The sequence below is a fragment of the Mangrovimonas sp. DI 80 genome, assembly GCF_001975575.1.
Lineage (GTDB): Bacteria > Bacteroidota > Bacteroidia > Flavobacteriales > Flavobacteriaceae > Mangrovimonas_A > Mangrovimonas_A xylaniphaga.
Map to the genome: position 1 here is coordinate 766,081 of NZ_MSDT01000002.1, position 26,644 is coordinate 792,724.

A 26,644-nucleotide genomic window follows, 5' to 3' on the forward strand; every position below is an offset into this window, starting at 1 on the left:
GCAGGAATGTTATGTTCCACGTGAAACACTTTAAATTTATATTTTAAATTATCGCCCCATATACACCAAAAGTACAGACACATCACTTGGAGAAACCCCGCTTATTCGTGATGCCTGAGAAATAGTAACAGGCCTAATTTTATTTAATTTCTCACGAGCTTCAAAGCTCATATTTGTGATTTTAGAATAATCGAAATTCTCAGGAATTTTAATATTCTCCAATCGATTCAACTTATCAGCATTATTCTTTTCCTTCTCGATATACCCAGAATACTTCACTTGTATTTCGGCCTGCTCAATAACCTCAGGATCCAAACCATGGTCTTGAACATACGCTTCAACAACATCCAATTTACGCATGTCATCAATCGTGATGTTTGGCCTAGAAAACACCTTAAACATCTTATCAGATTGTTTAACCAAAGCCGAATCTTTGCTTTCCAAAATAGGATTAATATCCTCAGGCTTTACACTAGTCTCTTTAAAGAACGACACAAAATCCTCGGCTGAAGAATGCTTTTCCTCCATACGTTTTAAACGCTTTTCAGAAGCTAACCCCAACTCAAAAGACTTAGGCGTTAATCTTAAATCCGCATTATCCTGACGTAACAAAGTGCGATATTCAGCCCTTGAGGTAAACATTCTATAAGGCTCTTCCGTACCCTTTGTAATCAAATCATCAATCAACACGCCAATATACGCCTCACTACGATTCAATATAAAAGATTCCCTTTCCTGTACTTTCAAAGCAGCATTAATACCAGCCATCAAACCTTGAGAAGCCGCTTCCTCATAACCCGTAGTACCGTTAATCTGTCCAGCAAAATACAAACCTTCAATCAACTTTGTTTCCAACGTATGCTTTAACTGTGTAGGCGGAAAATAATCATACTCTATAGCATATCCCGGTCTAAAGAATTTCACATTTTCAAACCCAGCAACAGAACGCAATGCCTTAAATTGAACATCCTCAGGTAAAGATGTAGAAAACCCATTAACATACACTTCAACCGTATTCCACCCTTCTGGCTCCACGAACAATTGATGCTTATCCTTATCTGCAAATCGATTAATCTTATCCTCTATAGACGGACAATACCTAGGTCCTGTACTTTTAATTCTACCATTAAACATAGGAGAACGATCAAAGCCTTCCCGCAACAAATCATGCACTTCAGTACTAGTATAAGACATATGACAATCCCGTTGTTTCGTCAACGGTTTTGTAATATCAGAATAAGAGAATTTCTCCGGGTTTTCATCCCCTGGCTGTACTATCATTTTAGAATAATCCAAAGAACGACCATCAACCCTAGGAGGAGTCCCCGTCTTCATTCTTCCCGCATCAAATCCTAAATCCACCAACTGTTCAGTAATTCCTTTAGCCGCTCTTTCACCTGCTCTACCTCCACCAAAATTCTTATCTCCGATATGAATCAAACCGTTCAAGAAAGTTCCATTGGTAAGCACTACAGTCTTCGCCTTGATATCAATTCCCAAAGATGTTTTCACTCCCACCACACGCTCTCCTTCTATCAACAAACCAGAAACCATATCCTGATAAAAGTCTAAATTAGGTGTTTGCTCCAACATCAAACGCCAATCCTCAGCAAACTTCATACGGTCACTCTGCACACGCGGACTCCACATAGCTGGACCTTTAGATTTATTGAGCATCTTAAACTGTATAGCAGATGTGTCACTAACAATCCCACTATAACCTCCAAGCGCATCAATTTCCCTCACAATCTGTCCCTTTGCAATTCCCCCCATAGCAGGGTTGCAGGACATCTGTGCAATGTTCTGAAGATTCATGGTCACCAACAAAGTTGAACACCCCATATTGGCTGCCGCCGCCGCCGCTTCACTACCGGCATGACCTGCACCAACCACAATAACATCATATGTCTCTTGAAATAAACTCATCATTGTTCCACGTGAAACACTCTTCCGTGTTTCATTTAATCATTAAAAAATAAGTTTGCAAATATACACTGATTTAGTGAGTATTATACAAACTTAGAAATATAGTAATTTTCCTTGCTCCTCATTTGCAAAGCGTCCTCATCTGTCTTATCTTTGTACCCACAATAATGTAGGATTCCGTGAATCATCACACGCTTCAATTCCTCCTTGAATTCTACATTAAAATCCTTAGCATTATCCTCAACCCTTTCAATAGAGATATAAATATCTCCATGTAGTTCTTTTCCTACTGAATAATCGAAACTTATGATATCCGTCAAGGTGTCGTGATTTAAAAATTCCACATTGATTTTATGTAGATATTCATCATCACAAAAAATATAATTAAGCTCTCCTTCTTTACAGCTTTCTTCGCTAATAGTCTCTGATATCCATTTGGAATAATCGGCTTCATTGGAAAGCTCGAACTCCGTTTCGTAATTAAAACTAATCATCTGTTCTCTTGAAATACTCTTGTACTTTTACTTTATAAATTTGCTGCAAAGGTAAAGCTTGTCTGTTTAAAATTTCAGTAGTGTTAAAATATTCTCTGGCAGTTGGAATTTGGTCTCGAACCGTATTATCGTAATCCTTTAAATTAGTTTCAGATTGACGCTTATTATCCTCTCCCTGCATGAACGTAGCGTTCTCCATTTTCAATAATTGATGTTCCAATTCCATCATTTTTTGAAGCGTTTGATTGGTAAAACCTTTATTCAATAAATCCAACTCCACCTCTTCCATACCTTTCAACAACTTTTGCGCTTGCCCATTCAGTCCTTCCTTAGTCAACTTTTCTTCTAAAGCATTACGCAATTCCTGTTGTCTTTGATAGATTCCAAAAAGTTCACCATTCATTTCTTCATTGTTCTGGTCAGATTCTCCATTCTGTTCACCCTCCTGCCCTTGCTGAGGCTCTTGTCCCTTTTGCTCGCCTTGTTGTTGACCATCTTTAGGTTTACCCTGTTGCTTATCCATTTGTTCCTGCATCTCTTTATTCAATTCCCCTTGACTTTTGATGATGTCCGGCAATTGCATTTCACTACCCTGCCCTTGTCCTGGAGAAGAATTCATTTGAGCTTCCATATTATCCAACACATCACTTAAAAAACTAGCTAAAGTATTGGTGGCGGTTATGGTATATTGTTGAGCAGCTATACCCTGATACAATTGGTTCTCGGAAAGCTGTTCCAAAGATTTGTCAATGTTATAAAACACCTCTGTGATTTGACTATTTACCTGTTCAGACAACATAGGTTGTCTTAAGGACAATGAAAACAGGCTATCATCTATATGCTCAAAATGTTCCCTTAAACTGCTTTGCTTGCGCAAATATTTGCCATACTCGTTATGGTTCACTTCAATGCTTTTGAATGTATTCAACAAAGCTTCCTGATCAAAAGAAAACACCACTAAATTATCCAAAATCTGTCTTAGCATCTCAGCATCCTCTGCCATTTGCTGACCACCTCCGCCCATCATGGCTTGAGACATTTCAGAACTCATTTGTTTCATCTTTTGCGCAGCCGACTTTTGCTTTTGCTTTGCATTTTGTTGACTTTGCTGTGCGCCTTGTTGATCGTTTTGCTGTTCTTGTTGTTTTTGATTTTCCAAATCCTCCGACGCCCCTTGTTGCTCTTCCTTGATTTCTTCCTCGGTCATATCATCCTTAGGTAAATCCATAGGCTTCTTTAACCCTTCATTTTCCTTTTCCAACTCATCCATTTCTTTTTGGAATTCCTCAAAAGCTTTATTCAATTCATCTTGTGCTTCCTTATTATTTTCTTCAGAATTTTTGTTGGATAAGTCTTCTTGCTTTTCACTTAATTGCTCCAAATCCTGTTGCAATTGTTCCGCTTTTTTGGCGACATAATAGCGTTTGGTAAGTTCCAATAACTGCTCTAAACTGCGTTGTTTGTTTTTATTTTGTTTAGCCAATTGTTCCAACTTATCGGTCAATTCTTCCTTTTGAATTTTCTCCTGAAGCTTTTCCAATTCTTCCAACAGTTTCTCGTCATGCTTCAATTGCTGTTCCTGTTCTTCCAAACGTTCCTTTAAAGCTTCCTTGAATTCATCCTTTTCATTACTCTCCTTTTGAAATTCCTCTAGATTTTCCTGAAGCTTTTTATTGAAATTTTGCATCATTTCCTCCTGCGCCTTTTGACGTTTCAAGAACTGTTGCAACTTCTGTTTGTCGTTAAAATTCAGTTCCTCCTTTTCCTTTTGCGTTTTGGAAAACTCTTCAAGCTGTTGGTCCTGTTCTTTTAATTTATCAAAGGAATTATTTAAATCCTTAATCGTTTCATTTTGCTCATTTAATTGCTTAGCCTCCTCTTCCTCGTTAGTCAATTTTCGATAAGAAAATACTTGACTCTTTACCTGCTTATAATTATGCAAACGGTCATTATCAAACACCTGAAAAAACAATTCATAAGCTTTCCCGGGTTCTACATTCAACTGGTTTGGAAAGGCGCTTACAAACTCATCAAAATTGGAATTGCTCACTGGAATGGAAACAAATTCCTTTGCTGTCTCGTTCTCCACAGGATAATACACCAATTGCAATTTGCTCAATCCATAATCGTCACTCACCTGACCGTAGAAATACAAACTCTGTTGATCCAAACTATCCTTTTGCGATTGCACTCTAATTTCTGGATAATCATCCTTAATTACTTTCAAGGTAAAAGCCAAACTTTCATAATCCTTTAAAGCATGATTGCTTGTACTGATTTGATAATCGCTATTATTGAAAAGTTGTTTACTACCCTCAAAGTTATTCTCGTCAAGTTTTTCAAAACGCAAGGTATCTTCAGCATACAAGGTCACCCCTTCTGTAGATCTGGTATTTACTTTCCAAGTCACCTTAGTTCCTTCCGGCACGGTAGCACTCCCCGTACTTTTTAAAACCTCATTTCCTTTTTTGGTATGCGATGGATAATCCAAAATCATTAAAAAATTCACTAAAGCAGGAACCTTAGTCACTTCCAAAGTATAATCTCTTGAAACCACATCATTCGCCATCATCCTAAAATCCAAGGATTCCATGGGCTGTTCAAACACATATTCAAAATGTCCTGGCGAGGTTTGCTGTAAAAAATAAGTTTCGTTGTTAAATTGAATTTGGGCATTTTCCGGAATGACCTTTCCCGCAGTTGACACCTTCAACACATAATTCTTGTTTTCAACCGCCGTTAAATTGTCGTTCAACACAAAAAACTTAAACGGCGCTGGCGGTTCATAAGCAGTTTTGTAATTCACTACCCTCTCATAGCTATCGCTAAACAGATTGAAATGTCCTGTGAGGAAGGATAAGCCAATTATGAGCAATGGAATGGCCGCGTATTTTAAATATTTGAAATTCCTTTTGAAGTTAATGGCCAATTTGAAAGGTACAGGTTGCAATTCGGCAGCCTTTTGTTCTATTCCAGCCAACAATAAATCAGATTCCCGTGTTTGTACAGCAGAAGAGCGTTGCAATTGCAACACATTCAACAATTTATCACTTACTTCAGGAAAGTGCTTTCCAATAATTTGCGAAGCCTGTTCGTAATTGATCCCTTTTTGAAGTTTGAACAACTTAGCCAATGGCAACAAGATGAATTTTAGAAACAGCCCAAATTCAACAGCTATAAATACCCAAAACAGAATAGTTCTTGCCGTAGGATTGAGCCACAACACATACTCGATAAATAATGTGAGTAAAAAATATAAAAGGCCAATAGCGAAAAAAAGAATGGCTCCTTTGAGCAATTCATTGAAGTAATATCGCCTGATAAATTCCTCTAATTTAAGTTGTATGCTGTTAAAATGACTCACGTGGAATGGGATTGACTTACTAATCTACAATTTTATTTTTAGCTGTAATTAGACGAAAGTAATAACATTCTGTTAAACTCGATGATTTCAACTTAAAATCCGTTCTATCAAAATCACCGCAAGTCTTTTCATCAAACTACTTTTATCTTACACGATATCAATCTATCTTTGCAACAAATTTACAAAACATGACCAAAGAAGTTCGCGTACGATTTGCCCCTAGCCCAACGGGGCCTTTACATATTGGAGGGGTTCGCACCGCCCTATTCAACTACCTATTTGCAAAAAAACACAATGGAACCTTTGTGTTGAGAATTGAGGACACCGATCAAAACCGTTATGTGGAAGGTGCCGAACAATACATTGTAGATGCCCTTAACTGGTGCAATATTCCATTTGATGAAGGTCCAGGTAAAAATGAAAAGTTTGGTCCTTATCGCCAAAGCGAACGCAAACATTTATACAAGGCTTATGCCGAAGAACTGATTGCCTCCGGGAATGCCTACTACGCATTTGATACCGCAGAATCTTTAGATTTCCACAGAAAAGATCACGAAGAAAAAGGAAAGACCTTTATTTACAATTGGCACAACCGATTAAAATTGAGCAACTCCCTTTCGCTTTCAGAAGAGGAAGTAAAAGCAAAATTGGAAGCTGGTGAGCCTTATGTAGTAAGATTCAAAATGCATGATATAGAAAATGAAGGAGCTCATGGAACCATTTCAACAACTGATATAGTACGTGGTCATGTTTCTTTCAAAAAAGAAACACTTGATGATAAAGTATTATATAAAAGCGATGGTATGCCAACCTATCATTTGGCAAACATTGTGGATGATCATTTAATGGAAATCACCCATGTGATTCGTGGAGAAGAATGGTTACCTTCTCTCCCACTTCATATAGCTCTTTATAATGCCTTTGGTTGGGACGCACCAGAATTTGCTCATTTACCATTGATTTTGAAACCTACCGGAAAAGGGAAATTGAGCAAGCGCGATGGTGATAAATTAGGATTCCCCGTATTTCCATTGCAATGGCTAGATCCAACATCACAGGAAATCTCTAGAGGTTATAAAGAAGATGGTTACTTCCCAGAAGCAATGATCAACTTTTTGGCGTTCTTGGGATGGAATCCTGGTACCGAACAGGAAATTTTCAGTCTTGAAGAATTGACCAATGCGTTCGATCTAACACGTGTAAATAAAGCGGGTGCGCGTTTTGATCCAGACAAAATTAAATGGTTCAACCACCATTACATGCAAGACCAACACAACGATGATTTGGCTGCAATATTTAAAGCAAGTAAACCAGAATTGGCCGATATTGACGTCAACTATATTTCTTTGGTAATAGGTTTGATTAAAGAGCGTGCCACCTTTGTTGGTGACTTTTGGCAGTTGGGAAGCTATTTCTTTGTAGCCCCAGAAAGTTATGACGAGAAAGCATATAAAAAAGCCATTAAGGACGATACTAAGGCCTTAATGGAAAAATTGTTGACACAGGTAAACAATGTAGAAGATTTTACTGCAGAAAGGCTTCAAAACATCATTAAAGGATGGATCACGTCCAAGGAAATAGGTTTTGGCAAAGTAATGATGCCATTGCGTATTGCCCTTGTTGGAGAATTACAAGGTCCTGATGTTTTTGAAATCATGTACCTAATTGGCAAAAACGAATCGGTTTCCAGAATTGAGAAGTTGATAGCCACTTTATAGAAGTATATCACATAAAAAAAGCGAGCCTTAGAGCTCGCTTTTTTGTTTTAAAATATATCTTTAGAACAAAATCATCGCTGTAAATACCAACATCGATTGATGTCCTTTAAACTTCGAAGGCCCTCCAAAAGTATCAATATCGTTATTATTGTTGAGTTTGTTTAACATATTGGTAAACCCATAAATGTATTGCCCACGCAATTTAAAACCAGGAAACCCTGCCGACAATCCCACAGCTCCATTCACATTAAATTTAGAAATATCGGTGATATCACTTGCCAAAACATTATTGTATCCTTTAATAAAATAGTTTTCCTGTGAATCGTCCACTAATTCCAGCTCACTGTTGTATTGAATCATGGGACCAAAATCTGCCGTGATATAATCCTCCACAATTTTCGCGTGGAACAAAAAAGATACCTGTGCCGTAAACATTTTATATTCAATTTCTTCCTCTTGAAATACCAATGGCAAGGCCCCTCCAATAACATTCACTTTGTTTTCAGATAAATGAATATTATAACTAACCGTATACCATTTGTGTGGCAAATCTACCGTAGCGCTCAAACCTCCAATCCAACCTGTTGAGGAGCTTGTTTCAAAATTATCCGTAAGAATATCAAATTGGGTAATCCCTCCGTGAATGCCTATCCCATTTTTAATTTTATAACGTTTGTGCTGTGCCAGAGAAGTTGTAACAAAACCAATACAAAAGACTACTAATAAGATAAAGTTGTTGTGCTTCATAATGTAATTATCAGGGTATCAACAATCCAGCTCATTTTAATAAAAAATAGCACTTAGATTGCCGTAATTATTATCGAAATATAATTCTTACGGGCAAAATAAGCTTAATTTAGTAATCATTAAATAATTAACCTTAAAAAATTTATCATGGGACAATTTATCCTAGTTCCGATTCTCTTTTTTGGAGTCGTAATTTTAATCTCAGCTCTCTTTATCGTTAAACAACAAACCGCCGTTATCATCGAGCGTTTTGGTAAGTTTCAAAGCATCAGGCACTCTGGACTTCAGCTAAAAATTCCTTTGGTGGATAAGGTTGCAGGACGCTTAAGTTTAAAGATTCAACAATTGGATGTGATTGTGGAAACCAAAACTTTGGATGATGTATTTGTACGTTTAAAAGTGTCTGTTCAATACAAAGTAATTCGCGATAAAGTGTATGATGCCTTTTATAAATTGGATTATCCCCATGAGCAAATCACTTCTTACGTATTCGACGTGGTACGTGCCGAAGTTCCAAAAATGAAATTGGACGACGTCTTTGTAAAAAAGGATGATATTGCCCTTGCTGTAAAAGCTGAATTGAATGATGCCATGCTAGACTACGGTTTTGACATCATTAAAACCTTGGTAACCGATATTGATCCAGATGCGCAAGTAAAGGCCGCAATGAACCGTATTAACGCTGCAGAAAGAGAAAAAACAGCGGCGCAATATGAAGGGGATGCACAACGTATCTTAATCGTGGAAAAAGCTAAAGCCGAAGCTGAAAGCAAGCGTTTACAAGGCCAAGGTATTGCCGACCAGCGTCGTGAAATTGCCAGAGGTTTGGAAGAATCTGTAGAAGTATTGAACCGTGTTGGTATCAATTCACAGGAAGCTTCTGCGTTGATCGTGGTAACCCAACACTACGACACCTTACAATCCTTAGGTGAAGAAACCAACAGTAACTTGATCCTGCTGCCTAACGTGCCACAGGCAGGAAGTAATATGCTGAATGAAATGGTTGCCAGCTTTACGGCCAGTAACCAAATTGGTGAAGCTATGAAAGAAGCCAAAAACAAAGGAAAACAATAAGAACTCCTCTAAAAGTAATTTAAAGCCCCATAACAAACGTTTGGGGCTTTTTTAATGGTCTTTCTTATATTTTTCCAAAAGCATCTCCAAACTAGCTAAATATTCCCTTAATTCGGTTTCATCTACCGATGGGTGTTCCATGTTTGGAATGGTCATGGGGTCTTCGTTTAAATAGTTATACACCTCAGGGTAATTGGTTTCAATCTCTCTGGTGATATCGGCAATTTTCGTCAGCAATTCATGTACATTCTTCATCGTTCCTATTTTTCCCTTAAGTTACGAAATTTAAGAGCTGAAGAAAAGATTTATTGTTGAAAGGGATGCCGTTCCTCCCACTCTGTTGAAGGATTCATCAACTTAAAAATCTGTTGCAGTAAAACATTCAAAAGTCCGTTGGTATGTTTCATATACATACTCATAGGAATGGCTTTAGCTCCTACAGAACTTTTTATTTCCATAGCCGTACGGGCATATACAATACTTGAAAAGGAATGTTCAATACCAAATTTAGCCATGTCATACAACATGTTTAAATACAGTTGATTTTCATATTGGTGCGCACTATCATACCCCAAAAAATAAGTTTCCAAAATATCGCCATTGAGAATCAAGGTGTAAAATCCAATAAGCGTTTCATCCAGAAAATAGCCCATCACCTTAAACCTTTCACCGAGCTGAAGTTTTAAATGATACAGATGCCCTTCTGGTAAGATGAAAGTATTGATTTTAGCATTATCGCACACATTTTTATATAACTGATACAGCTCTTTGCAATGCAATTCAATCTCTTCTAAAGTCAGTTCTCTTCTAACAATTCCATGTGATTTCTTTATAGCGGTTTTGTATCGTCGTCGATATTTTTTATTCAAACTACCCACATAATCTTCCATAGAATGCCAATTGGATTGGACGGACATGATCATATTGGGTTGGGCTGTTACTTTGTAGATGCTATGTTGATCAAAGATTTCAGATTGGCTATGAATACCATCATCTTCAAAATAATCCTTAAAAAGCAATAATCTAATCGTTTTGCCAGATTCCTTTTTGATGATTTTTTCCAAAGAAGAAAGCGCCTTAAGAATAATTTCTACCCTATTCTTTCCAGGTATTTCTTGTTTAAAATACAAACCATGCTGTCCTGTGTGCATTAAATTACCCACCACCAACACATTTCCCTTCAATATTTTTGAAACCAAATTTTTAAAACGTTGTTCCAAACAATGGTCATCGGGGTTTCTGAAAATATCTTCCAAATACAACTGTACCCTCTGAAATATTCCAACTCCAACCAACATTTCATTTTCAAAAAAACCGATATAATACCAGGTAATATTGCTTGGTGAAGCTTTTTCCAATGCTTTTAGATACCCTTGTTGTAAAAAAATATCGTGACCCACCAATGGATCCCAACTTTTGGGCAATTCTGCTACCGAACTATAAATTTTAAAATCAATCAATGTTTAAAAAGAAAAAGACTGAACAATACTGTCAGTCTTTTGATTATGTGATTTGTTACAAACTATTCCCAAGCACAAATAATACCTCCCATAATCATCATACAGACAATCCAAAAGCCACTGTTTATAAAGATATATTTGGCACTTTTTCTTTCAAATAAGGCATTGGTACCAATGATTGGTAAAGCCATAGTGACCCCAGTTATAAATCCATGAAGCACTCCATGTTTAAAGGTCCTAAAAGAAGTTCCATAGTCGTTCATAAAGGCTGCATACGATGGCAAAGCGCCATCTACATCACCTTCAATCAAGCTAAAAACCCCTGATTGATGGACCACAAGAGCACGTAAAGTAGCCGCAATAAAAAACGCAAATAACAAGGCCAAACCAAAAATCTTTGCCATGTTCGCGCCTTTCATTTTTTCTTCGGTCATTTCTGCCGCTTTCATCCAAGCAGTACCGAACACCTTAGGATTATACCAAATGGCACCAACAACCAAGGTTGAAGCCGCTGCGACAACGAGTGCCAGAATATTAAATTCCATAAATAAATTGTTTCAGTTAGTATGATAAATATAGTCAAATTGTAAATATTTAATATATTTTAAATCCCATAACTAATAATATATCAACAAAAAAGCATCAAAATTTAGAATTTGATGCTTTTTTAAAACTGTTTGATTATTTATGACTAAACCAAATTGGCTTCCATCACCAACAATTCATTTTGATCTTCCTGAGCCTTGTTGATAAATGCTTCAATAGCGTCATTCTTCTCAAGACCTTCGTCCAGTAACACTCCTAAAGTTAACATCGCCGCAATACGTGTTCCCACTTTTTTAGCTGCTGTTTCAAACAAAGGTTCCAGTTCTTCATAGCTAACTTCCTTAGCCAATTTTTGAATTTCAGCCTTGGTTTTCAATTGCTTCGCTTCTGGAAGATTGGTATATTTTTTTCCCAATTGCTTGATGACTTCAATAGCTGGACGCTTTGGCTGACTTTGCTGTGGCTGTTTAGCTTGCGCCTTTTGTTCTGGAGCGGGTTGCTGTTTCGCCCAAGTATCACGTAATCCTACCGTTTTATTGAATACTAAAGTATCTGCAGAAGTATCGTCATCCACATTGAAATATCCCAAACGTTGGAATTGAAAACGATCCCCTATCTGAGCCTCTTTCAAACTTGGCTCCACATAGGCTTCAATGATTCGTAAAGAGTCAGGATTTAAAAATTCCATAAAATCAACCTCCTGATCACCATCTGGAGATTCGTTTTTAAACAAACGATCGTATTCACGTACTTCTACCTTCACAGCATGTTTTACAGATACCCAATGCAAGGTTCCCTTAACTTTTTTGGAAGTATCTTCCGAATAGTTACAATGGATTTCAACAATATTACCAGCAGCGTCCTTTACAACGCTTTCTGCTTTCACGATATAAGCATTTTTTAAACGTACTTCCCCACCAAGCTTCAATCTGAAATATTTACTATTGGCTTCTTCCTTGAAGTCGTCACGTTCTATATATAATTCTTTTGAAAACGGAACTTTTCTAAACCCTGCATTTGGATCTTCAGGATTGTTTTCAGCTTCCAACCATTCTTCTTTATCCTCTGGATAATTGTCAATTACTAATTTCACAGGATCCAAAACCGCCATGACACGAGGTGCCGTTTTGTTTAAATCTTCCCTAACGCAAAACTCCAACAACGACACATCAATTACATTCTCACGCTTGGCAACTCCAACTTTTTCAATAAACTGTCTGATGGCAGCAGGTGTATATCCACGACGTCTCAACCCGGAAATAGTTGGCATCCTTGGATCGTCCCAACCACTTACTACCCCATCTTCTACCAATTTAAGCAATTTACGCTTGCTCATTACCGTATAACTCAAGTTCAAACGGGCAAACTCACGCTGTTTTGGCAACATAGGAAGCACTTCTGGCTGATATTTGTGTACATTATGCTTGAACCAATTGTACAGCTCTCTATGCGGCTTAAATTCCAAAGAACATAAGGAGTGCGAAATCTGTTCCAAATAATCACTTTCACCATGTGTCCAGTCATACATTGGGTAGATACACCAAGCATCTCCTGTTCTATGATGTGACTTTTTCAAAATACGATACATGATAGGATCACGCATCAACATATTTGGATGTTCCATATCTATTTTGGCACGTAATACATGAGAACCCTCATCGAATTCACCATTCTTCATACGCTCAAACAAATCCAGGTTTTCTTCAACAGATCTGTTTCTATATGGACCATCCGTTCCAGGTTGTGTAGGCGTTCCTTTCTGCTCCGCCATAGCTTCACTAGACTGTGAATCTACGTAAGCCTTTCCTTCTTTAATCAACGCTACTGCCCAGTCATACAACTGCTGGAAATAATCTGAAGAATACAATTCATTGGCCCATTGGTATCCCAACCAAGACACATCCTTTTTGATGGCGTCTACATATTCCTGTTCTTCCTTAACAGGATTGGTATCGTCAAAACGAAGGTTTACAGGAGCATTGTACTTCTCCCCTAATCCAAAACTAATACCAATGGCTTTGGTATGCCCAATATGCAAATAGCCATTGGGTTCTGGAGGAAACCTAAAACGCAGTTTATCGGTAGATAAACCATTGGCCAAGTCCTCTTCAATGATATGCTCAATAAAATTGAGTGGTCTTTTTTCTTCAGACATAAAGTATCGGAATTATTGCTCTAAATTTTTCTTTTAAATTTTTCCACAAAATTAGTCAAATTTAAAGAAACTATATCATTAATGAACAGTAATCTAAACACCTATAAACCGTAAGGTTTCCTATTTATTTTCAACCAACTAACAAATGTCTAATTACTAGAATTTATGGACTAATATTTTCAATCCATATTTACAAACCAGCCTTTTATCCCGTACCTTTGCAACATGGGAATCATAAAAGTTGAAAACATTAGGGTATTTGCCAACCATGGTTGCTTAAAGGAAGAAACCAAAATAGGCAGTGACTATCGTGTGGATTTAAAAATCAAGGCCAATTTACAGACTTCGGCTCAGACCGATCATTTAGTGGATACTGTAGATTACGTGCTTTTGAACAAAATTGTTAGGGAAGAAATGCACAAGGCTTCACAACTGTTGGAAACCGTTGCCAAACGCATTGTGGTAAGGATACTTAACGAAAGCCCAAAGGTTTCCGAAGCTACAGTTTGGGTGAGTAAATTGAATCCTCCCATTGGTGGCGATGTTGAAATGGTCACGATAAAGATGACGGAAAAAAGAAAAAAATAGTTGTAAGTAGTGTAAAACGTATATTTTTTTTACATTTGCCGCACCAAGCAGGGCGTCTTGGCCGAGTGGCTAGGCAAAGGTCTGCAAAACCTTGTACAGCGGTTCGAATCCGCTAGACGCCTCAAAAAAGCCTTAAGAAAATGATTCTTAAGGCTTTTTTATTTTAGGTCTATTGATTGATCTGTTCCAATTTATCCTTTATCAATTCTTTTTCCTTTGGAAAGAAGCCCTGAAGCAACAATAAAATCCCGAATCCAAGAATTACCAAAGCCACAATTTTCTTTGTTTTGAAGATTAATCTGGGCGTTAATTTATTCCGAAGTGTTTTGGCAACCACAATTTTTATTAGGTCTACAATGAAATAAACCGCTAAAATGGTACCTAAAAACACATAAAGTGCTTCCCTACCCTCGGTGAGTGAATTACCAATAATGATAAACCCCAACCATCCCAACAGTACACCAATGTTAATAAAGTTGAGCAAAAAGCCTTTTAAAAAGAGTTTACCGTAATTTTTTTGGATTTCAACCCGATGGTATTCCCTAACAATTTCCCTAAACGACTTAGAAGTTTTTACAAATGAAATAAAACCGTACACCGCCAACAGCACCCCACCAAAAATTAAAAAATTAGGATCATCCTCCAGCTTTTCAATCAAGTTACTAGTACTAAAAAAAGCAACTAGGATAAAGAGAATATCCGCAAAAATAACTCCCAAATCAAAGATAAGGGCACTCTTAAAACCTTTAGTGGCACTGGTTTCCAACAGCACAAAAAAAACAGGACCTATGGTAAAAGCTAAAATAATACCAAAAGGTACAGCTGCTAAAATAGCATCGAGCATAAAAGATGTTTGTTTTTACAAAGTTAGAAAAAGGAAAACACAAGGTTTCCAAATTCCAGATTGGAAGTACAAAAATACAATTCTGAATAATATTAGGCCTTTAACAACACTGCGGTTCCAGTAATGGAAACAATAATAATGGCAGAATTAGGAAAAGTTTCGATGTCCAATTTGATGCCTACAACCGCATTAGCCTTTAATTTCAAGGCATTATCACGCAATTGTTGAAAAGCCTCTTCCTTCACTTCATTCAAATTATCTTCCATGGATTGGTAATATTTTTCCATATTAAAGGTAAAAGCAGCCTTTTGCATTCTGGTGGAAACCCCAGAAACAATTCCCAAATAATCCAAAATTGGATGGCCTTCTATATTATCAGTTGTAGTTAAAATCATATTATCAACACTTAGTTATACCTCTGGTTTTCCCACTAAATTAAAATCTAAATGCTTTTTAACCAAGTCGGTTTCCTTAACCGTTACCAAAACTTCGTCACCCAACTGATACATATGTTTGGTTTCTCTACCAATAATGGCGAATTGGGTTTCGTCAAATTCGTAATAATCATCACGAATGTCACGGATTCTCACCATGCCTTCACATTTATTGGAAATGATTTCCACATAAATTCCCCAATCGGTCACTCCGGAAATTACACCTAGGAAGGTTTCATCCTTATGATCTTGCATGAACCTGATTTGCATGTATTTAATGGAATCACGCTCAGCCTTGGTTGCTAAGTATTCCATATCACTGGAATGCTTGCATTTGTCTTCAAAAATCTCCTCGTTGGCCGATTTTTCGCCATCCAAATACATTTGTAACAAGCGATGTGCCATCACATCTGGATAACGACGAATAGGCGATGTAAAGTGACTATAGTAATCAAAAGCCAATCCATAATGCCCAATATTGTGTGTGGTATATTCGGCTTTACTCATACTTCGAATCGTAAGTGTATCCACCAAATTCTGTTCTTTTTTCCCGTTTACTTCAGACAATAAATTATTAAGCGAACTGGAAATACTTTTACGATCCTTGAAATTCAATTTATATCCAAATCTAGATACCACCCCTTGCAATGCAGCCAATTTACTTTCATCCGGTTCGTCATGAACACGGTAAACAAAAGTCTTCGGCGGTTTCTGTTTCCCAACAAATTCGGCTACTTTTTTATTGGCTAAAAGCATGAATTCCTCTATCAGTTTATTGGCATCCTGACTGGTTTTAAAGAATACGCCAACCGGATTATTGTCTTTATCCAAATTGAATTTTACCTCCACTTTATCAAACGAAATAGCTCCAGCCCTCATACGTCTGCTTCTCATTTTTTTCGCCAAGGTATCCATGGTTAATATCGCATCGGCAATGGCTTGATCTGCCTTATAAGCCTTTCCTGTTAAGGACACTTCTTCCGGTATGTGGTTCAATTCGGATTCAATGATGGCCTGTGCTTCTTCGTAGGCAAACCTTGCATCACTGTAAGTCACCGTTCTCCCAAACCATTGCTCCTTAACTTCTGCTTTGTCATTCATTTGAAACACAGCCGAAAAGGTGTATTTTTCTTCATGTGGTCTTAAGGAACAGGCATTGTTTGATAAAACTTCAGGAAGCATTGGTACCACTCTATCCACTAAATACACCGAAGTAGCCCGCTCATAAGCTTCATCATCCAACACGGTATTTGGGCGTACATAATGCGACACATCCGCAATATGGATTCCTATTTCATATAAGCCATTTTCAAGCACTCTAAAGGACAAAGCGTCGTCGAAGTCCTTAGCATCCTTTGGATCGATTGTAAAGGTCAATACGTCCCGCATATCGCGTCTTTTGGCTATTTCCTCTTTAGTTATCGAGGTATCCAAATTGTTTGCGTACTCCTCCACTTCATAAGGAAATTCATAAGGCAAACCATATTCCGCTAATATTGAGTGTATTTCGGTATTATGATCCCCTGGTTTTCCTAAAACCTTAAGGATTTTACCATAGGGACAATCGGCCTTTTCTGGCCAATCTTCCAAGGTTACCAACACTTTGTCACCATCTTCAGCATCGTTGGTTTTATTGATTGGTACAAAGATATCCTTGTACATTTTATTGCTATCCGGAATTACAAAGGCATAGTTACTATGCAATTGTACTACGCCAACATATTCTGTTTTAGCGCGTTTTAAAATTTGAGTGACCTCTCCTTCCTGACGGCCTCTGCTACGTCTCTTATACACATAAAACTCCACTTCATCTCCATCTAAAGCTCTGTGCATATTGTTGGAGGCTATAAATACATCCTCTTCAAAGTGATCCGAAATAATATACCCAGACCCTCTGGCACTCATATCCACAATTCCCGTATAATACTCCGTAGTAACAATAGCTTTAAACTTGCCCCGTTCTACTTCTTCTATTTCCTGTTTGGCTTTAAGTTGCTGAAGTTTCTTAATGATCTGGTTTCTGCTGCTGGCATCGTTCACTCCAAGCTTAGCAGCAATCTGCTTATAGTTAAAGGTTTTGTTACGTTCCTTTTTTAAAATACTTAAGATCGTATTTGTAAGGTTGGAAATTTGGTTGTTCGATTTCCTTCTTTTTTTCTTTCTAGCCATTCTCTTTTTTCTAATAGTAACAAATCTAAGCTTTAATATACTAAATCATATTTCTTTTACGCTAAGATTTCAAAGGAATCAATAATCACACTTCAAATATTCCTTTTCAACCAGAATTTGTTAATCCAATCGTTATTCACAATTAATACTATAATTACTTTTCTTTTTTGAAATTTTAAAAAAATGATTGTTGTTTATGATAGGGTGTTAATAAGTGGCATAACTTTTTTCGATTTTTTTTTGAAAACTCACAGTTTACGGTCTATTAAAATGTTATTAACAATCTTTATTTACTTAAATACTTCATTTTGAATGAAATTTATGTAGTTATTAAAACCTGTTTAAAACGAATGTTAATAGTTTTGATTTAACAACTTTTGGAAATTTTGGTGTTTATAATGAAAAATTCAATGCTGAAAACTCCTCCAAAAAAAGTGAAGTTATATTTTGGTTTATTCAATCCAATTCCTGTATTGGAAATAAATTTGAATTATGAAAAAATATCTTTCAGAAATTAATTAACAGTTATTAACAACTTATAAAAAGAAATACTAAAAGTAATTAACTGCTACTTTAAAATGTGCATAACTATAGGTTGTATGGGGGCATTTTGTACCTTTGTACCTTTAAATCAATTTAATACATACAATGAACATTTCAATCGGTAACGATCACGCAGGAACAGAGTATAAATTTGCTATTGTAAAGCATTTGGAAGCTAAGGGATATACTGTTAAAAACTATGGAACAGATAGTAATGACAGTGTAGATTATCCAGATTTTGTACATCCTGTGGCAAATGATGTGGAAAGCAAAGCTGCAGATTTTGGAATTATTATCTGCGGTAGTGGCAATGGTGCCAACATGACGGCCAACAAACATCAAGGTGTACGTTCTGCGCTTTGCTGGACAAAGGAAATTGTAACTTTGGCCAGAGAGCACAACAATGCCAATATATTGAGTATTCCAGCACGTTTTACCGCGCTTCCACAAGCCATTGAAATGGTAGATGCGTTTTTGGAAACCCAATTTGAAGGTGGACGCCACCAAAACCGTGTGAACAAGATCCCAGTGTCTTGCTAAATGGGGCACTCACACTCACATACACACTTACACGCTAGTACAAAAGATAGAAATCTTATGGTTTCTATCTTTTTAAATATAGTTATCACCGTAGCCCAGATTATCGGTGGGCTAATTTCTGGAAGTTTGTCGTTGTTAAGTGATGCGCTTCATAATTTTAGTGATGTCCTATCCCTTATTGTAAGTTACGCGGCATCAAAACTTTCCAGACAAAAAGCCTCCATCAACAGAACTTTTGGCTTTAAACGTGCCGAAATATTAGCAGCCTTTGTAAATGCCATTACTTTGGTAGTAGTGGCTATTTTGTTGATAATTGAAGCTATCAAACGTTTTAAAGCACCACAGGAAATTGAATCCAATTTAGTTATATGGTTATCCTTAATAGCCATTGCTGCCAATGGGTTTAGTGTGTTGTTGTTGAAAGGTGATTCAGAAAAGAACATTAATATCCGTTCTGCTTATTTACATCTGTTAACAGATATGTTGGCAAGTGTTGCTGTGTTGGTTGGCGGACTGTTAATGAAGTATTACCAATTGTTTTGGGTAGATAGTGTGCTTACCTTTTTAATTGCGCTTTACCTTATTTGGGTAGGCTACGATTTATTAAAGACGTCTACCAAAATGTTGATGTTGTTTACACCAGATCACATTAACATAAAAGATGTCGTAAGGGCTGTAAACAAATTGCCTAAAGTGAGTAAACTACATCACGTTCACATATGGAATTTGAGTGATCATGAACTGCATTTAGAAGCGCATTTAGATTTAAATGAAGATATTTCCACAACCGAATTCAACGAACTTTTACATGAGATAGAAGAACTGTTGCACCATAAGTTTGAAATAAATCATGTTACAATTCAGCCAGAATTCAACAAAAAAGATCCTAAAGAAGTGATAGTTCAAGATTAATGTTGTCAATAACCATTAAATATTTTTCAGAATTGACGGTTCCAGAACTGTATGATCTTTTGCGCTTAAGATCTGAAGTGTTTGTGGTGGAACAGGATTGTGTTTATCAAGATGTGGATAACAAAGACCAAAAGGCCTTACATGTTTTGGGTTATGAAGGAGATACTTTGGTAGCCTACACCCGATTGTTCAAACCCGGTGATTATTTTGAACAGGCTAGTATTGGAAGGGTTGTGGTGGCTGCTAACAGACGGAAACATAAATATGGATACCAAATAATGGAAAACTCCATTGAAGCTATTTCTGAATATTTCAATGAGAAAACCATTAAAATATCAGCACAGTGTTACCTGCAACAATTTTATAACAATCTTGGGTTTAAGGAAATTGGAGAATCTTATTTAGAGGATGGCATCCTGCATATTGCCATGCTGAGAAACTAGGTTTTATTTGCTAGCTACGCCTCCAACGTAAGTAACCAAAATTTCTACGCGCCTGTCAAATTTAGGATCGCCACCAAGTGGAAATAGACGACGCATTCCTACGTATTTCATGCGCTTTTTATCAACGCCTCTTTTCGCTAAATAATCATAGATATACTTGGCCCTGGCTACAGAAAGATTACGCTTTTTGGTCTTTCTGTCTATGGCATCCCTGCTGTTTTGAGTACAGCACACATGACCTTGAATGGTGAAGTAAATATCGTCGCGTTCCACCATAACTTTGGCAAGTTCTTCTAAGGTTTTAATGGATTCCGGAAGTAAATAACTGTATCCAGTTTTGAACAAAATATTATCAAGAGTGAATTTATCTCCAGCTTTAAGATCTCCTTTTAATTGCTCTGTAACATCCATTTTTTTAGGTTCCTCGATAACTACTCTTGGTGGATTGTATGGATGTACGATAATTTCAACTTTTCGATTAAGGCCTCTTATTTTATTAACATCTTGCTCTTTTACCACTTTTAAAAGTACTTCTCCCTTGCCATCAACATTGGTAATCACAGATTCGTCAAATTCGTTGTTGGAGAAAATAGTTTTAATGGAATTGGCTCTTTGTTGGGAAAGTTTTAAGTTATAGGTATCACTTCCGCGGTCGTCCGTAAAGCCATAAATGGATATTTTTTCAATATCCAAACCTTCAATTTCAGAGAGAAATAACAGTAATCTATTGTGCTCAGTTGGTGGAACTTCAAACTTGTCAGTTTCGAAATATACCTCGTGGGTTAGATCTTGTTGGGCACATAAAAATTGTGTAATTAAAATAAAAAATGCTATTAATTTTTTCATTATTATTACAATAAGGGGAAATAAATATACTTTATTTTTCTACTTTTTAAAAATGTACTTAAGAATTTTTTTACTTCAAGTACCCTTGATAGGTCGATAAATTCCCCAAAATTTCTGTGGCTTTTTGAATTTCAGTGTTGGTAGCTATGTAATAAGTATACAAACCTTCTCTGTAAAAATATCGTTTAACAATCTCGTCAGATAATAAGGAAGACAATTGTGTTTTATCGGCGTCTACAGCTTGGTTTTTATAGGAATTTAAAGCTTTAACCAAGGCATCATACTCTGGGTTGACCACTGTTTTTAACTGCTCTTCTTTTGCTACTTCAAGAGCATCGTCAAAAGCTTTTTCAGTCTTGGTTTCAAAATTGAAATTATTGGTTTTCAAAAAGTTTTTAAAATCTTTAAAATCGGCATCTGTAAACTTAAAACTGTTCAAATCTGCTACTTTATGGTTGTAATAGTACTTGGTAGCAAAATCAAAAATGAGGTTATCGTTTAAGATTGCTGTAGTAATTGGACTGTATATAGATTCCTCCATTTCTACATCTGGTTGGATACCTCCACCGTCATATACGGTTCTTCCTTTTTTGGTTTTAAACGCATTGTAATTTTCCTGTTTTACTCTGGTTGCTTTTCCATCTTCATCCCTGTTCCAGTAGTCCAAAGCCTGAATACAACGGCCAGAAGGTGTGTAATATCTTGAGATGGTAATTTTCATATGGGTACCATATACCAACGGTTTAGGGCGTTGCACCAAACCTTTTCCAAAGCTTCTGGCACCTACCACAACCGCACGATCCAAATCCTGTAAAGCTCCTGATACAATTTCACTGGCGGAAGCACTGCGACCATCAATTAGCACTACTAAAGGGATTTCCGTATCCAATGGCTCTTTTGAGGTATAATAGGTCTTGTTGTATTTTTTTACTTTAGATTTTGTGGTAACCACCAATTGGTTTTGTGGCACAAAAATATTCACCACATTTACGGCTTCACTCAATAAACCTCCAGGATTACCTCTAAGGTCTAAAATCAATTTTTTAGCCCCTTCTTTTTTTAGACTTCTTATGGCATTGATGGTTTCAGCAGAAGCTTTTTCGTTGAATTTTCGCAACACCACATAACCAGTTTGGTCATTCACCATAGAATAATGGGGTACGGCATGAATTTCTACCGATTCACGTTTAATAGTGGCTGTATGGGTTTGCCCTTGACGTAAATAAGTCACGTTGACCGTGGTTCCTGCAGCACCTTGCAACAAGTTTCCAGCATCGTCTTTAAAATCGGCGACTACGACATTTTCAACTTTGATGATTTCGTCACCGGCCTTTAAACCTGCTTTATCGGCGGGATAATCTTTATAAGGCTCAATGACTACCAATTTATCCTTAAGTGTCAAAATACTGGCACCTATGCCCGTATAGTCCCCTGTATTGTTGATTCTAGAGGCTTCCACATCCTGTTCGTTCATAAAGTTGGTATAGGGATCCAAATCCTCCAACATACTTTTAATGGCCGTATCCATTAACTCGCCGGGATTGGTTTCATCAACATAGTTCATGTTGAGTTCCTTAAAAAGTGTGGTGAAGATTTCTATCTGTTTGGCAATTTCAAAAAAATCACTCTTAAATGCAGTTCCCGTTAAAAAAATAGAGGCAATAATAACCGGAACAAGGATATGTTTGCGTAATCGATGTTTCATAGCAGTAACGTTTAATCTAGGGTAATCGTTTGTGTAAATTTTGTGAGCAGTTGCTTCATTTTTTTATCAACTTGCTCAAAAGATGTACCATCTTTACCAATGTACAAAATCATTAACGCATAAGGCTCACTTATGTTGTTAAAAAAAGTTGGTTTGTTCAATCTATAGGCCTCTCGCATAAGTCGTTTTATACGGTTACGATCGGTGGCATTTTTGAATCGTCGCTTGCTTACGGATACCCCAGCCTTGATTAAGGTGCCATCGGCATGGGGAGTTGGCAAATAAATTATTTTTAAAGGGTAGGCCGAAACCGATTTGCCTTCTTCAAACAAATGGGAAATGACAATCTTACTTTTAAGTTTTTCTGAAGCGTTAAACGTATATTTCATACTATAGATTTGAGGTCTCTACAAGATGAACTTTATGCGCCTTTAAATCGGTTAATGCAGCCTCATAGCTGGCCTGATCTATACAGCGGGTAGCATCTGTAAGGTAGTAGGTATTAAAACCGGCTAATTTAGCATCTTTTGCGGTATAATACACACAATAATCGGCCGCCAATCCACACACATACACATCGCTTATCTCCTTTCCTTTTAAATAAGCCTCCAATCCTGTAGCATTGCTATGGTTGTTATCATAAAAAGCACTGTAGCTATCAACTTCTATGTCCATCCCTTTTCTAAAAATAGCGGCCACTTTATCGGTATGAAGTGCTTCCGAAAATTGAGTGCCTTCACTCCCCTGTACGCAATGGTCAGGCCACAATACCTGTAGATTTCCATTTAAGTCAATCACATCAAGTACCTGTGCTTTTTCATGATTGGACGCAAAACTTTTATGGGTTTTGGGATGCCAATCTTGTGAGGCTACAACCAAATCAAATTTTGATTGAATGGCATTGACTATGGGAATGATAGCATCGCCATCGGGAACTGCCAAAGCACCTCCGGGTAAAAAATCATTTTGAATATCTACTAAAATTAATGCCTTCATACTCTAGCGTTTCAGTTTTTCCTTTTTTAATTGGTTTCTCAAAGCTTCCAACTCGGGGCTCAAACCTACTTTATAGATATGTGGATAAGCAAAGCGCTTGTGTTCAATAGGCAATTTCTCTAGGTTTTGTTTGGCAATGGTGGCTAGTTCCTTGACTGATAATTCAGGATGCAAACGCTTACCCTCCTTGAGCACTACCTGAAGCAATGGAACCGCTTGATATGGAGACAAGGCCATTTGTTTGTGTGGTTCGAAAGGATGTGCCATGGTGTTTGGAGCGTCCATATCATCTAAGGTAATGGCATCGGCAATATGCTGTTGTTCTTCATTGAAATAACGGTAGACCTGCTTTTCTCCTGGGAAGTTCATTTTCTTTAAATTCTCCGAGATCTTGATTCGAGGGGTGTTGTTAAAACTGCAGAGTTTGTAAACCCCGTCCAAGGCAGCACTCTCCTTACCTACTACCAAATTGGTGCCTACCCCGTACAGATCTATTTGGGCCTGTTGTTCTTTTAAACTTCGTATCACATGTTCATCCAATTGGTTGGAGGCCGCAATTTTTACATAGGGCAATCCTGCATCATCCAACTGTTTTCGGGCGGCTTTTGATAAATAGGCCAAATCGCCACTGTCCAAACGAATGCCCAAAAGCCTTTCGCCTCTAGCTTCCATTTCCTTGGCTACGGTAATGGCATTGGGAACCCCTTGTTTTAAGGTATTGTAGGTATCCACCAAAAGCACGCAATTGTGAGGTCTGGTTTCGGCAAAATCACGGAAGGCCGTGAGCTCGTCGTCATAACTTTGAATAAAGGCATGGGCCATGGTTCCAGAAATGGGAATGTCGTAGGCTTTTCCAGCCAGTACATTGGAGGTATGATCGAACCCCCCAATAAAGGCGGCTCTACTGGCCTGCATTCCTGCCAATCCTTGGGCACGACGCAAACCAAATTCTGCCAAACTTTTGGAATCACCTGCAATATGCCTGATCCTACTGGCCTTGGTGGCTATCAAAGATTGAAAGTTCAATGTGTTGAGGAGATAGGTTTCTATAAGTTGACACTCCAAAATAGTACCGCTCACCGTTAAAATAGGAATGAACGGAAATACAATAGTGCCTTCGGGCATGCTCTTGATAGTACCCTTAAACTGAAATGTTTTTAAGTATTCTAAAAAATTCTTATCGAATCCTTCCGAAGCCAAATACGCAATATCCTCCTCAGAAAAGGTAAAGGTTTCCAAGTGCGACAGTACTTCTTCCAAACCACAAAACAGCACATACCCTCCTTCAAAAGGAGTCTTTCTAAAGAAATAATCAAAGGTGGCTGTTACCTCGTGTTTTTGCTTTAAAAAGTAGGATTGTCCCATGGCCAGCTGGTACAAATCGGTATAAAGTGCAGATTGCAAATCCATGGTCTTAAAGTTTCTTATAAAAATACGGTATGTTTTTTAGAAAACCTCCACACAAGTTTGAAATTGGTTGAATGACATTTATTTATAATAATGTGACATCTGTATATCTCGGTTTTCAACAAACCCCTTTTACTTCATTTTAGAAGCCATCAATAAGGCATTATAAAGATTAACAATATGCCCTGATTTTGATAATTTTTGAAAGGCTTGAATGTATGTGGCATCCTTTCCAACCTGTACTTCTAAAGGTAAAGCTACACCAGATTCCATGATGATCTGTTTTACTTGTGAGGCGCTTAACTGCGGATAATGCGAACGTATTAAAGCGGCCACACCGGCCACGGCTGGAGCAGCCATAGAAGTACCATTTTCACTTTTATAGGCATTGTTAGGGATGGTAGAATAAATTTCGCTACCCGGAGCAAACACATCTACATTTTGTTGGCCATAGTTGGAATAATCGGCCACTACCTTGGTACCATAGGTGGGATTAAGGGCACCCACAACCAAAAAGTTATTTGATATTTCCTTGCCGTTTACCATATCGCTTGGAAAGGAAGCGGTTACATCCAAATCATAAGCTTCATTTCCTGCACTGATTACCAAAAGGACATCATGTTGTGCTGCATAAATGATGGCATCTGTTACCCATTCACTATGGGTAGAAAAGTACTTTCCGAAGCTTCCATTGATAATTTTGGCACCGTTATCAACCGCATAACGAATGGCTAAAGCAACGTCCTTATCGTATTCGTCGCCATTGGGAGTGCTGCGAATAGCCATTAGTTGTACATTGTTGGCAACCCCATCTACTCCAATCTGGTTGTTACGTTCTGCAGCAATAATTCCTGCCACATGGGTACCGTGGGTTTCTTCTGGATCGTGTGGTTTTACATTATTGTCACCATAACCGACATCTGATAAATTTTCTGGATCGTCCCCTGTAGTTCTTCCATGGAAATCTTTATTCAAATGGTAGTCTAAATGGTCATTGATAAGTACTAAATCATTTTTGATAGCCTCCTTGAAGTCTGATAAGGAATCATATCCCACAGTATAGTATTTAACAATTTCAATGGCAGTTAATAACGATTGGTTGTTGGTGCTAATACTGTCAATATCTGCTTTGGAATAAGTGCTTTTCTTTAGATGGGTGGACAAGTAATAGTCTGCCGTTAACAACTGTGCCGTGATCTTATCGTAAGTATCCTTTAGATTGCTGTATTTTTTAAATTCTTCTTCGTATTTAGCTTCTGCCTCGGCATACTGCGGATGGGAGGTGTCTCCCTTTGCCAACACACGGGTGTACTCAAATTGCTCGTTGTAAGTATCACCCAAAAAGTTCCAACCGTGGATATCATCTACATAGCCATTGTTATCGTCGTCTATCCCATTGTTGGGAATTTCATTGGGGTTGGTCCAAATAACATCGTTTAAATCTTCATGGTCAATATCCATCCCTGAATCTATTACCGCTACCACAGTAGTTTTGCCTTGTTGGTTCTTAAGAAGCTCCTTATAGGCCCTGTCTACACTCATCCCAGGAATGGTGTCGGTCAAGAGGTCCAAATGGCCCCAGTGATGTTCTTCCTTTTCGGTTATGGGTGTTTTCTTGTAGTAGGACTGCGTGACTTTTTCCATGGAAATACCACTTACTCGGGTACTTCCACATCCTACCAAAAAAGGGGTAATAAGGGCTGTTGCAAAAACAAGTTTCAAGGCTTTCATAG

23 protein-coding genes and 1 tRNA gene are annotated in these 26,644 nt (G+C 37.6%); 7 read left to right on the forward strand and 17 right to left on the reverse strand.

The features are described 5' to 3' along the window. Nucleotides 1–48: 48 nt before the first annotated feature. From mnmG to BKM32_RS04045, 3 genes are all read right to left on the reverse strand, one after another. A complete protein-coding gene (gene mnmG / locus BKM32_RS04035) occupies nt 49–1,929 on the reverse strand; it encodes a tRNA uridine-5-carboxymethylaminomethyl(34) synthesis enzyme MnmG (RefSeq protein WP_305791411.1) in 1,881 nt (626 codons plus the stop codon). Between the two features lie 80 nt (nt 1,930–2,009). Further along, a complete protein-coding gene (gene ybeY / locus BKM32_RS04040; RefSeq protein WP_076662636.1) occupies nt 2,010–2,420 on the reverse strand; it encodes an rRNA maturation RNase YbeY in 411 nt (136 codons plus the stop codon). After that, a complete protein-coding gene (locus BKM32_RS04045; RefSeq protein WP_076662637.1) occupies nt 2,413–5,784 on the reverse strand; it encodes a DUF4175 family protein in 3,372 nt (1,123 codons plus the stop codon). The genes ybeY and BKM32_RS04045 overlap by 8 nt, the downstream gene beginning before the upstream one ends. A 188-nt stretch (nt 5,785–5,972) precedes the next feature. On the opposite strand from BKM32_RS04045, the gene gltX reads away from it, so the two are divergent. Further along, nucleotides 5,973–7,502 (forward strand): glutamate--tRNA ligase, encoded by a 1,530-nt coding sequence (gene gltX, locus BKM32_RS04050; protein ID WP_076662638.1) that lies wholly within the window; start codon nt 5,973–5,975, stop codon nt 7,500–7,502. A 60-nt stretch (nt 7,503–7,562) separates the two neighbouring features. Here gltX and BKM32_RS04055 read toward each other — a convergent pair whose 3' ends face one another. After that, nucleotides 7,563–8,249, reverse strand: coding sequence for a hypothetical protein (locus tag BKM32_RS04055; RefSeq protein ID WP_076662639.1), 687 nt, complete (start codon nt 8,247–8,249; stop codon nt 7,563–7,565). A 147-nt stretch (nt 8,250–8,396) separates the two neighbouring features. Between BKM32_RS04055 and BKM32_RS04060 the strand changes: the two genes are divergently transcribed. Next, nucleotides 8,397–9,323 (forward strand): SPFH domain-containing protein, encoded by a 927-nt coding sequence (locus tag BKM32_RS04060; RefSeq protein WP_053976542.1) that lies wholly within the window; start codon nt 8,397–8,399, stop codon nt 9,321–9,323. Between the two features lie 51 nt (nt 9,324–9,374). Here BKM32_RS04060 and BKM32_RS04065 read toward each other — a convergent pair whose 3' ends face one another. The 4 genes from BKM32_RS04065 to BKM32_RS04080 all read right to left on the reverse strand — a co-directional run bounded on the left by BKM32_RS04065 (nt 9,375) and on the right by BKM32_RS04080 (nt 13,484). After that, the gene (locus BKM32_RS04065; RefSeq protein WP_076662640.1) at nt 9,375–9,578 is read right to left on the reverse strand and encodes a hypothetical protein; all 204 of its coding nucleotides are present in this window, start codon (nt 9,576–9,578) and stop codon (nt 9,375–9,377) included. Nucleotides 9,579–9,628: 50 nt separating this feature from the next. Continuing rightward, entirely contained in the window at nt 9,629–10,783 is a 1,155-nt protein-coding gene (locus BKM32_RS04070; protein WP_076662641.1) for a GNAT family N-acetyltransferase, read from the reverse strand. Nucleotides 10,784–10,845: 62 nt separating this feature from the next. Further along, nucleotides 10,846–11,328 (reverse strand): DUF1761 domain-containing protein, encoded by a 483-nt coding sequence (locus tag BKM32_RS04075; protein WP_053976545.1) that lies wholly within the window; start codon nt 11,326–11,328, stop codon nt 10,846–10,848. A gap of 146 nt (nt 11,329–11,474) precedes the next feature. After that, complete coding sequence (locus tag BKM32_RS04080) at nt 11,475–13,484, reverse strand: glutamine--tRNA ligase/YqeY domain fusion protein (RefSeq protein WP_076662642.1); 2,010 nt, start codon at nt 13,482–13,484, stop codon at nt 11,475–11,477. Between the two features lie 225 nt (nt 13,485–13,709). On the opposite strand from BKM32_RS04080, the gene folB reads away from it, so the two are divergent. Both folB and BKM32_RS04090 read left to right on the forward strand, forming a co-directional pair. Next, nucleotides 13,710–14,072, forward strand: a complete 363-nt coding sequence (gene folB, locus BKM32_RS04085) for a dihydroneopterin aldolase (RefSeq protein ID WP_076662643.1) — start codon at nt 13,710–13,712, stop codon at nt 14,070–14,072. Between the two features lie 51 nt (nt 14,073–14,123). Beyond that, nucleotides 14,124–14,194 (forward strand) — tRNA-Cys (locus BKM32_RS04090). 47 nt (nt 14,195–14,241) lie between these two features. Here BKM32_RS04090 and BKM32_RS04095 read toward each other — a convergent pair. The 3 genes from BKM32_RS04095 to rnr form a co-directional block, all read right to left on the reverse strand. Then, nucleotides 14,242–14,916, reverse strand: a complete 675-nt coding sequence (locus BKM32_RS04095; protein ID WP_053976548.1) for a LysE family translocator — start codon at nt 14,914–14,916, stop codon at nt 14,242–14,244. Nucleotides 14,917–15,008: 92 nt separating this feature from the next. Next, a complete protein-coding gene (locus tag BKM32_RS04100) occupies nt 15,009–15,311 on the reverse strand; it encodes a heavy metal-binding domain-containing protein (RefSeq protein ID WP_076662644.1) in 303 nt (100 codons plus the stop codon). 15 nt (nt 15,312–15,326) lie between these two features. After that, nucleotides 15,327–17,519 carry a ribonuclease R gene (gene rnr, locus BKM32_RS04105; protein ID WP_076662645.1) on the reverse strand — a complete coding sequence of 731 codons (2,193 nt, stop codon included), beginning with the start codon at nt 17,517–17,519 and terminating at the stop codon, nt 15,327–15,329. A gap of 648 nt (nt 17,520–18,167) precedes the next feature. Between rnr and rpiB the strand changes: the two genes are divergently transcribed. From rpiB to BKM32_RS04120, 3 genes are read left to right on the forward strand one after another with little or no spacing between them, the layout of a single operon-like run. After that, nucleotides 18,168–18,602, forward strand: a complete 435-nt coding sequence (rpiB, locus tag BKM32_RS04110; protein ID WP_053976551.1) for a ribose 5-phosphate isomerase B — start codon at nt 18,168–18,170, stop codon at nt 18,600–18,602. Continuing rightward, on the forward strand, nt 18,603–19,514 hold the full coding sequence (locus BKM32_RS04115; protein ID WP_076662646.1) for a cation diffusion facilitator family transporter: 912 nt from the start codon (nt 18,603–18,605) through the stop codon (nt 19,512–19,514). After that, nucleotides 19,514–19,957 carry a GNAT family N-acetyltransferase gene (locus BKM32_RS04120; protein WP_076662647.1) on the forward strand — a complete coding sequence of 148 codons (444 nt, stop codon included), beginning with the start codon at nt 19,514–19,516 and terminating at the stop codon, nt 19,955–19,957. Before BKM32_RS04115 ends, BKM32_RS04120 begins: the two co-directional genes overlap by 1 nt. Nucleotides 19,958–19,960: 3 nt before the next feature. Here BKM32_RS04120 and BKM32_RS04125 read toward each other — a convergent pair whose 3' ends face one another. The 6 genes from BKM32_RS04125 to BKM32_RS04150 all read right to left on the reverse strand — a co-directional run bounded on the left by BKM32_RS04125 (nt 19,961) and on the right by BKM32_RS04150 (nt 26,642). Then, a complete protein-coding gene (locus BKM32_RS04125; RefSeq protein WP_053976554.1) occupies nt 19,961–20,803 on the reverse strand; it encodes an OmpA family protein in 843 nt (280 codons plus the stop codon). A 70-nt stretch (nt 20,804–20,873) separates the two neighbouring features. Continuing rightward, nucleotides 20,874–22,508, reverse strand: coding sequence for a S41 family peptidase (locus BKM32_RS04130; protein ID WP_076662648.1), 1,635 nt, complete (start codon nt 22,506–22,508; stop codon nt 20,874–20,876). An 11-nt stretch (nt 22,509–22,519) separates the two neighbouring features. Then, a complete protein-coding gene (gene rnpA / locus BKM32_RS04135) occupies nt 22,520–22,897 on the reverse strand; it encodes a ribonuclease P protein component (protein ID WP_076662649.1) in 378 nt (125 codons plus the stop codon). 1 nt (nt 22,898) lies between these two features. Beyond that, a complete protein-coding gene (pncA, locus tag BKM32_RS04140; RefSeq protein WP_076662650.1) occupies nt 22,899–23,504 on the reverse strand; it encodes a bifunctional nicotinamidase/pyrazinamidase in 606 nt (201 codons plus the stop codon). A 3-nt stretch (nt 23,505–23,507) separates the two neighbouring features. Then, entirely contained in the window at nt 23,508–24,914 is a 1,407-nt protein-coding gene (locus BKM32_RS04145; RefSeq protein ID WP_076662651.1) for a nicotinate phosphoribosyltransferase, read from the reverse strand. Nucleotides 24,915–25,043: 129 nt separating this feature from the next. Further along, nucleotides 25,044–26,642 carry a S8 family peptidase gene (locus tag BKM32_RS04150; RefSeq protein ID WP_076662652.1) on the reverse strand — a complete coding sequence of 533 codons (1,599 nt, stop codon included), beginning with the start codon at nt 26,640–26,642 and terminating at the stop codon, nt 25,044–25,046. Between the last annotated feature and the right edge of the window lie 2 nt (nt 26,643–26,644).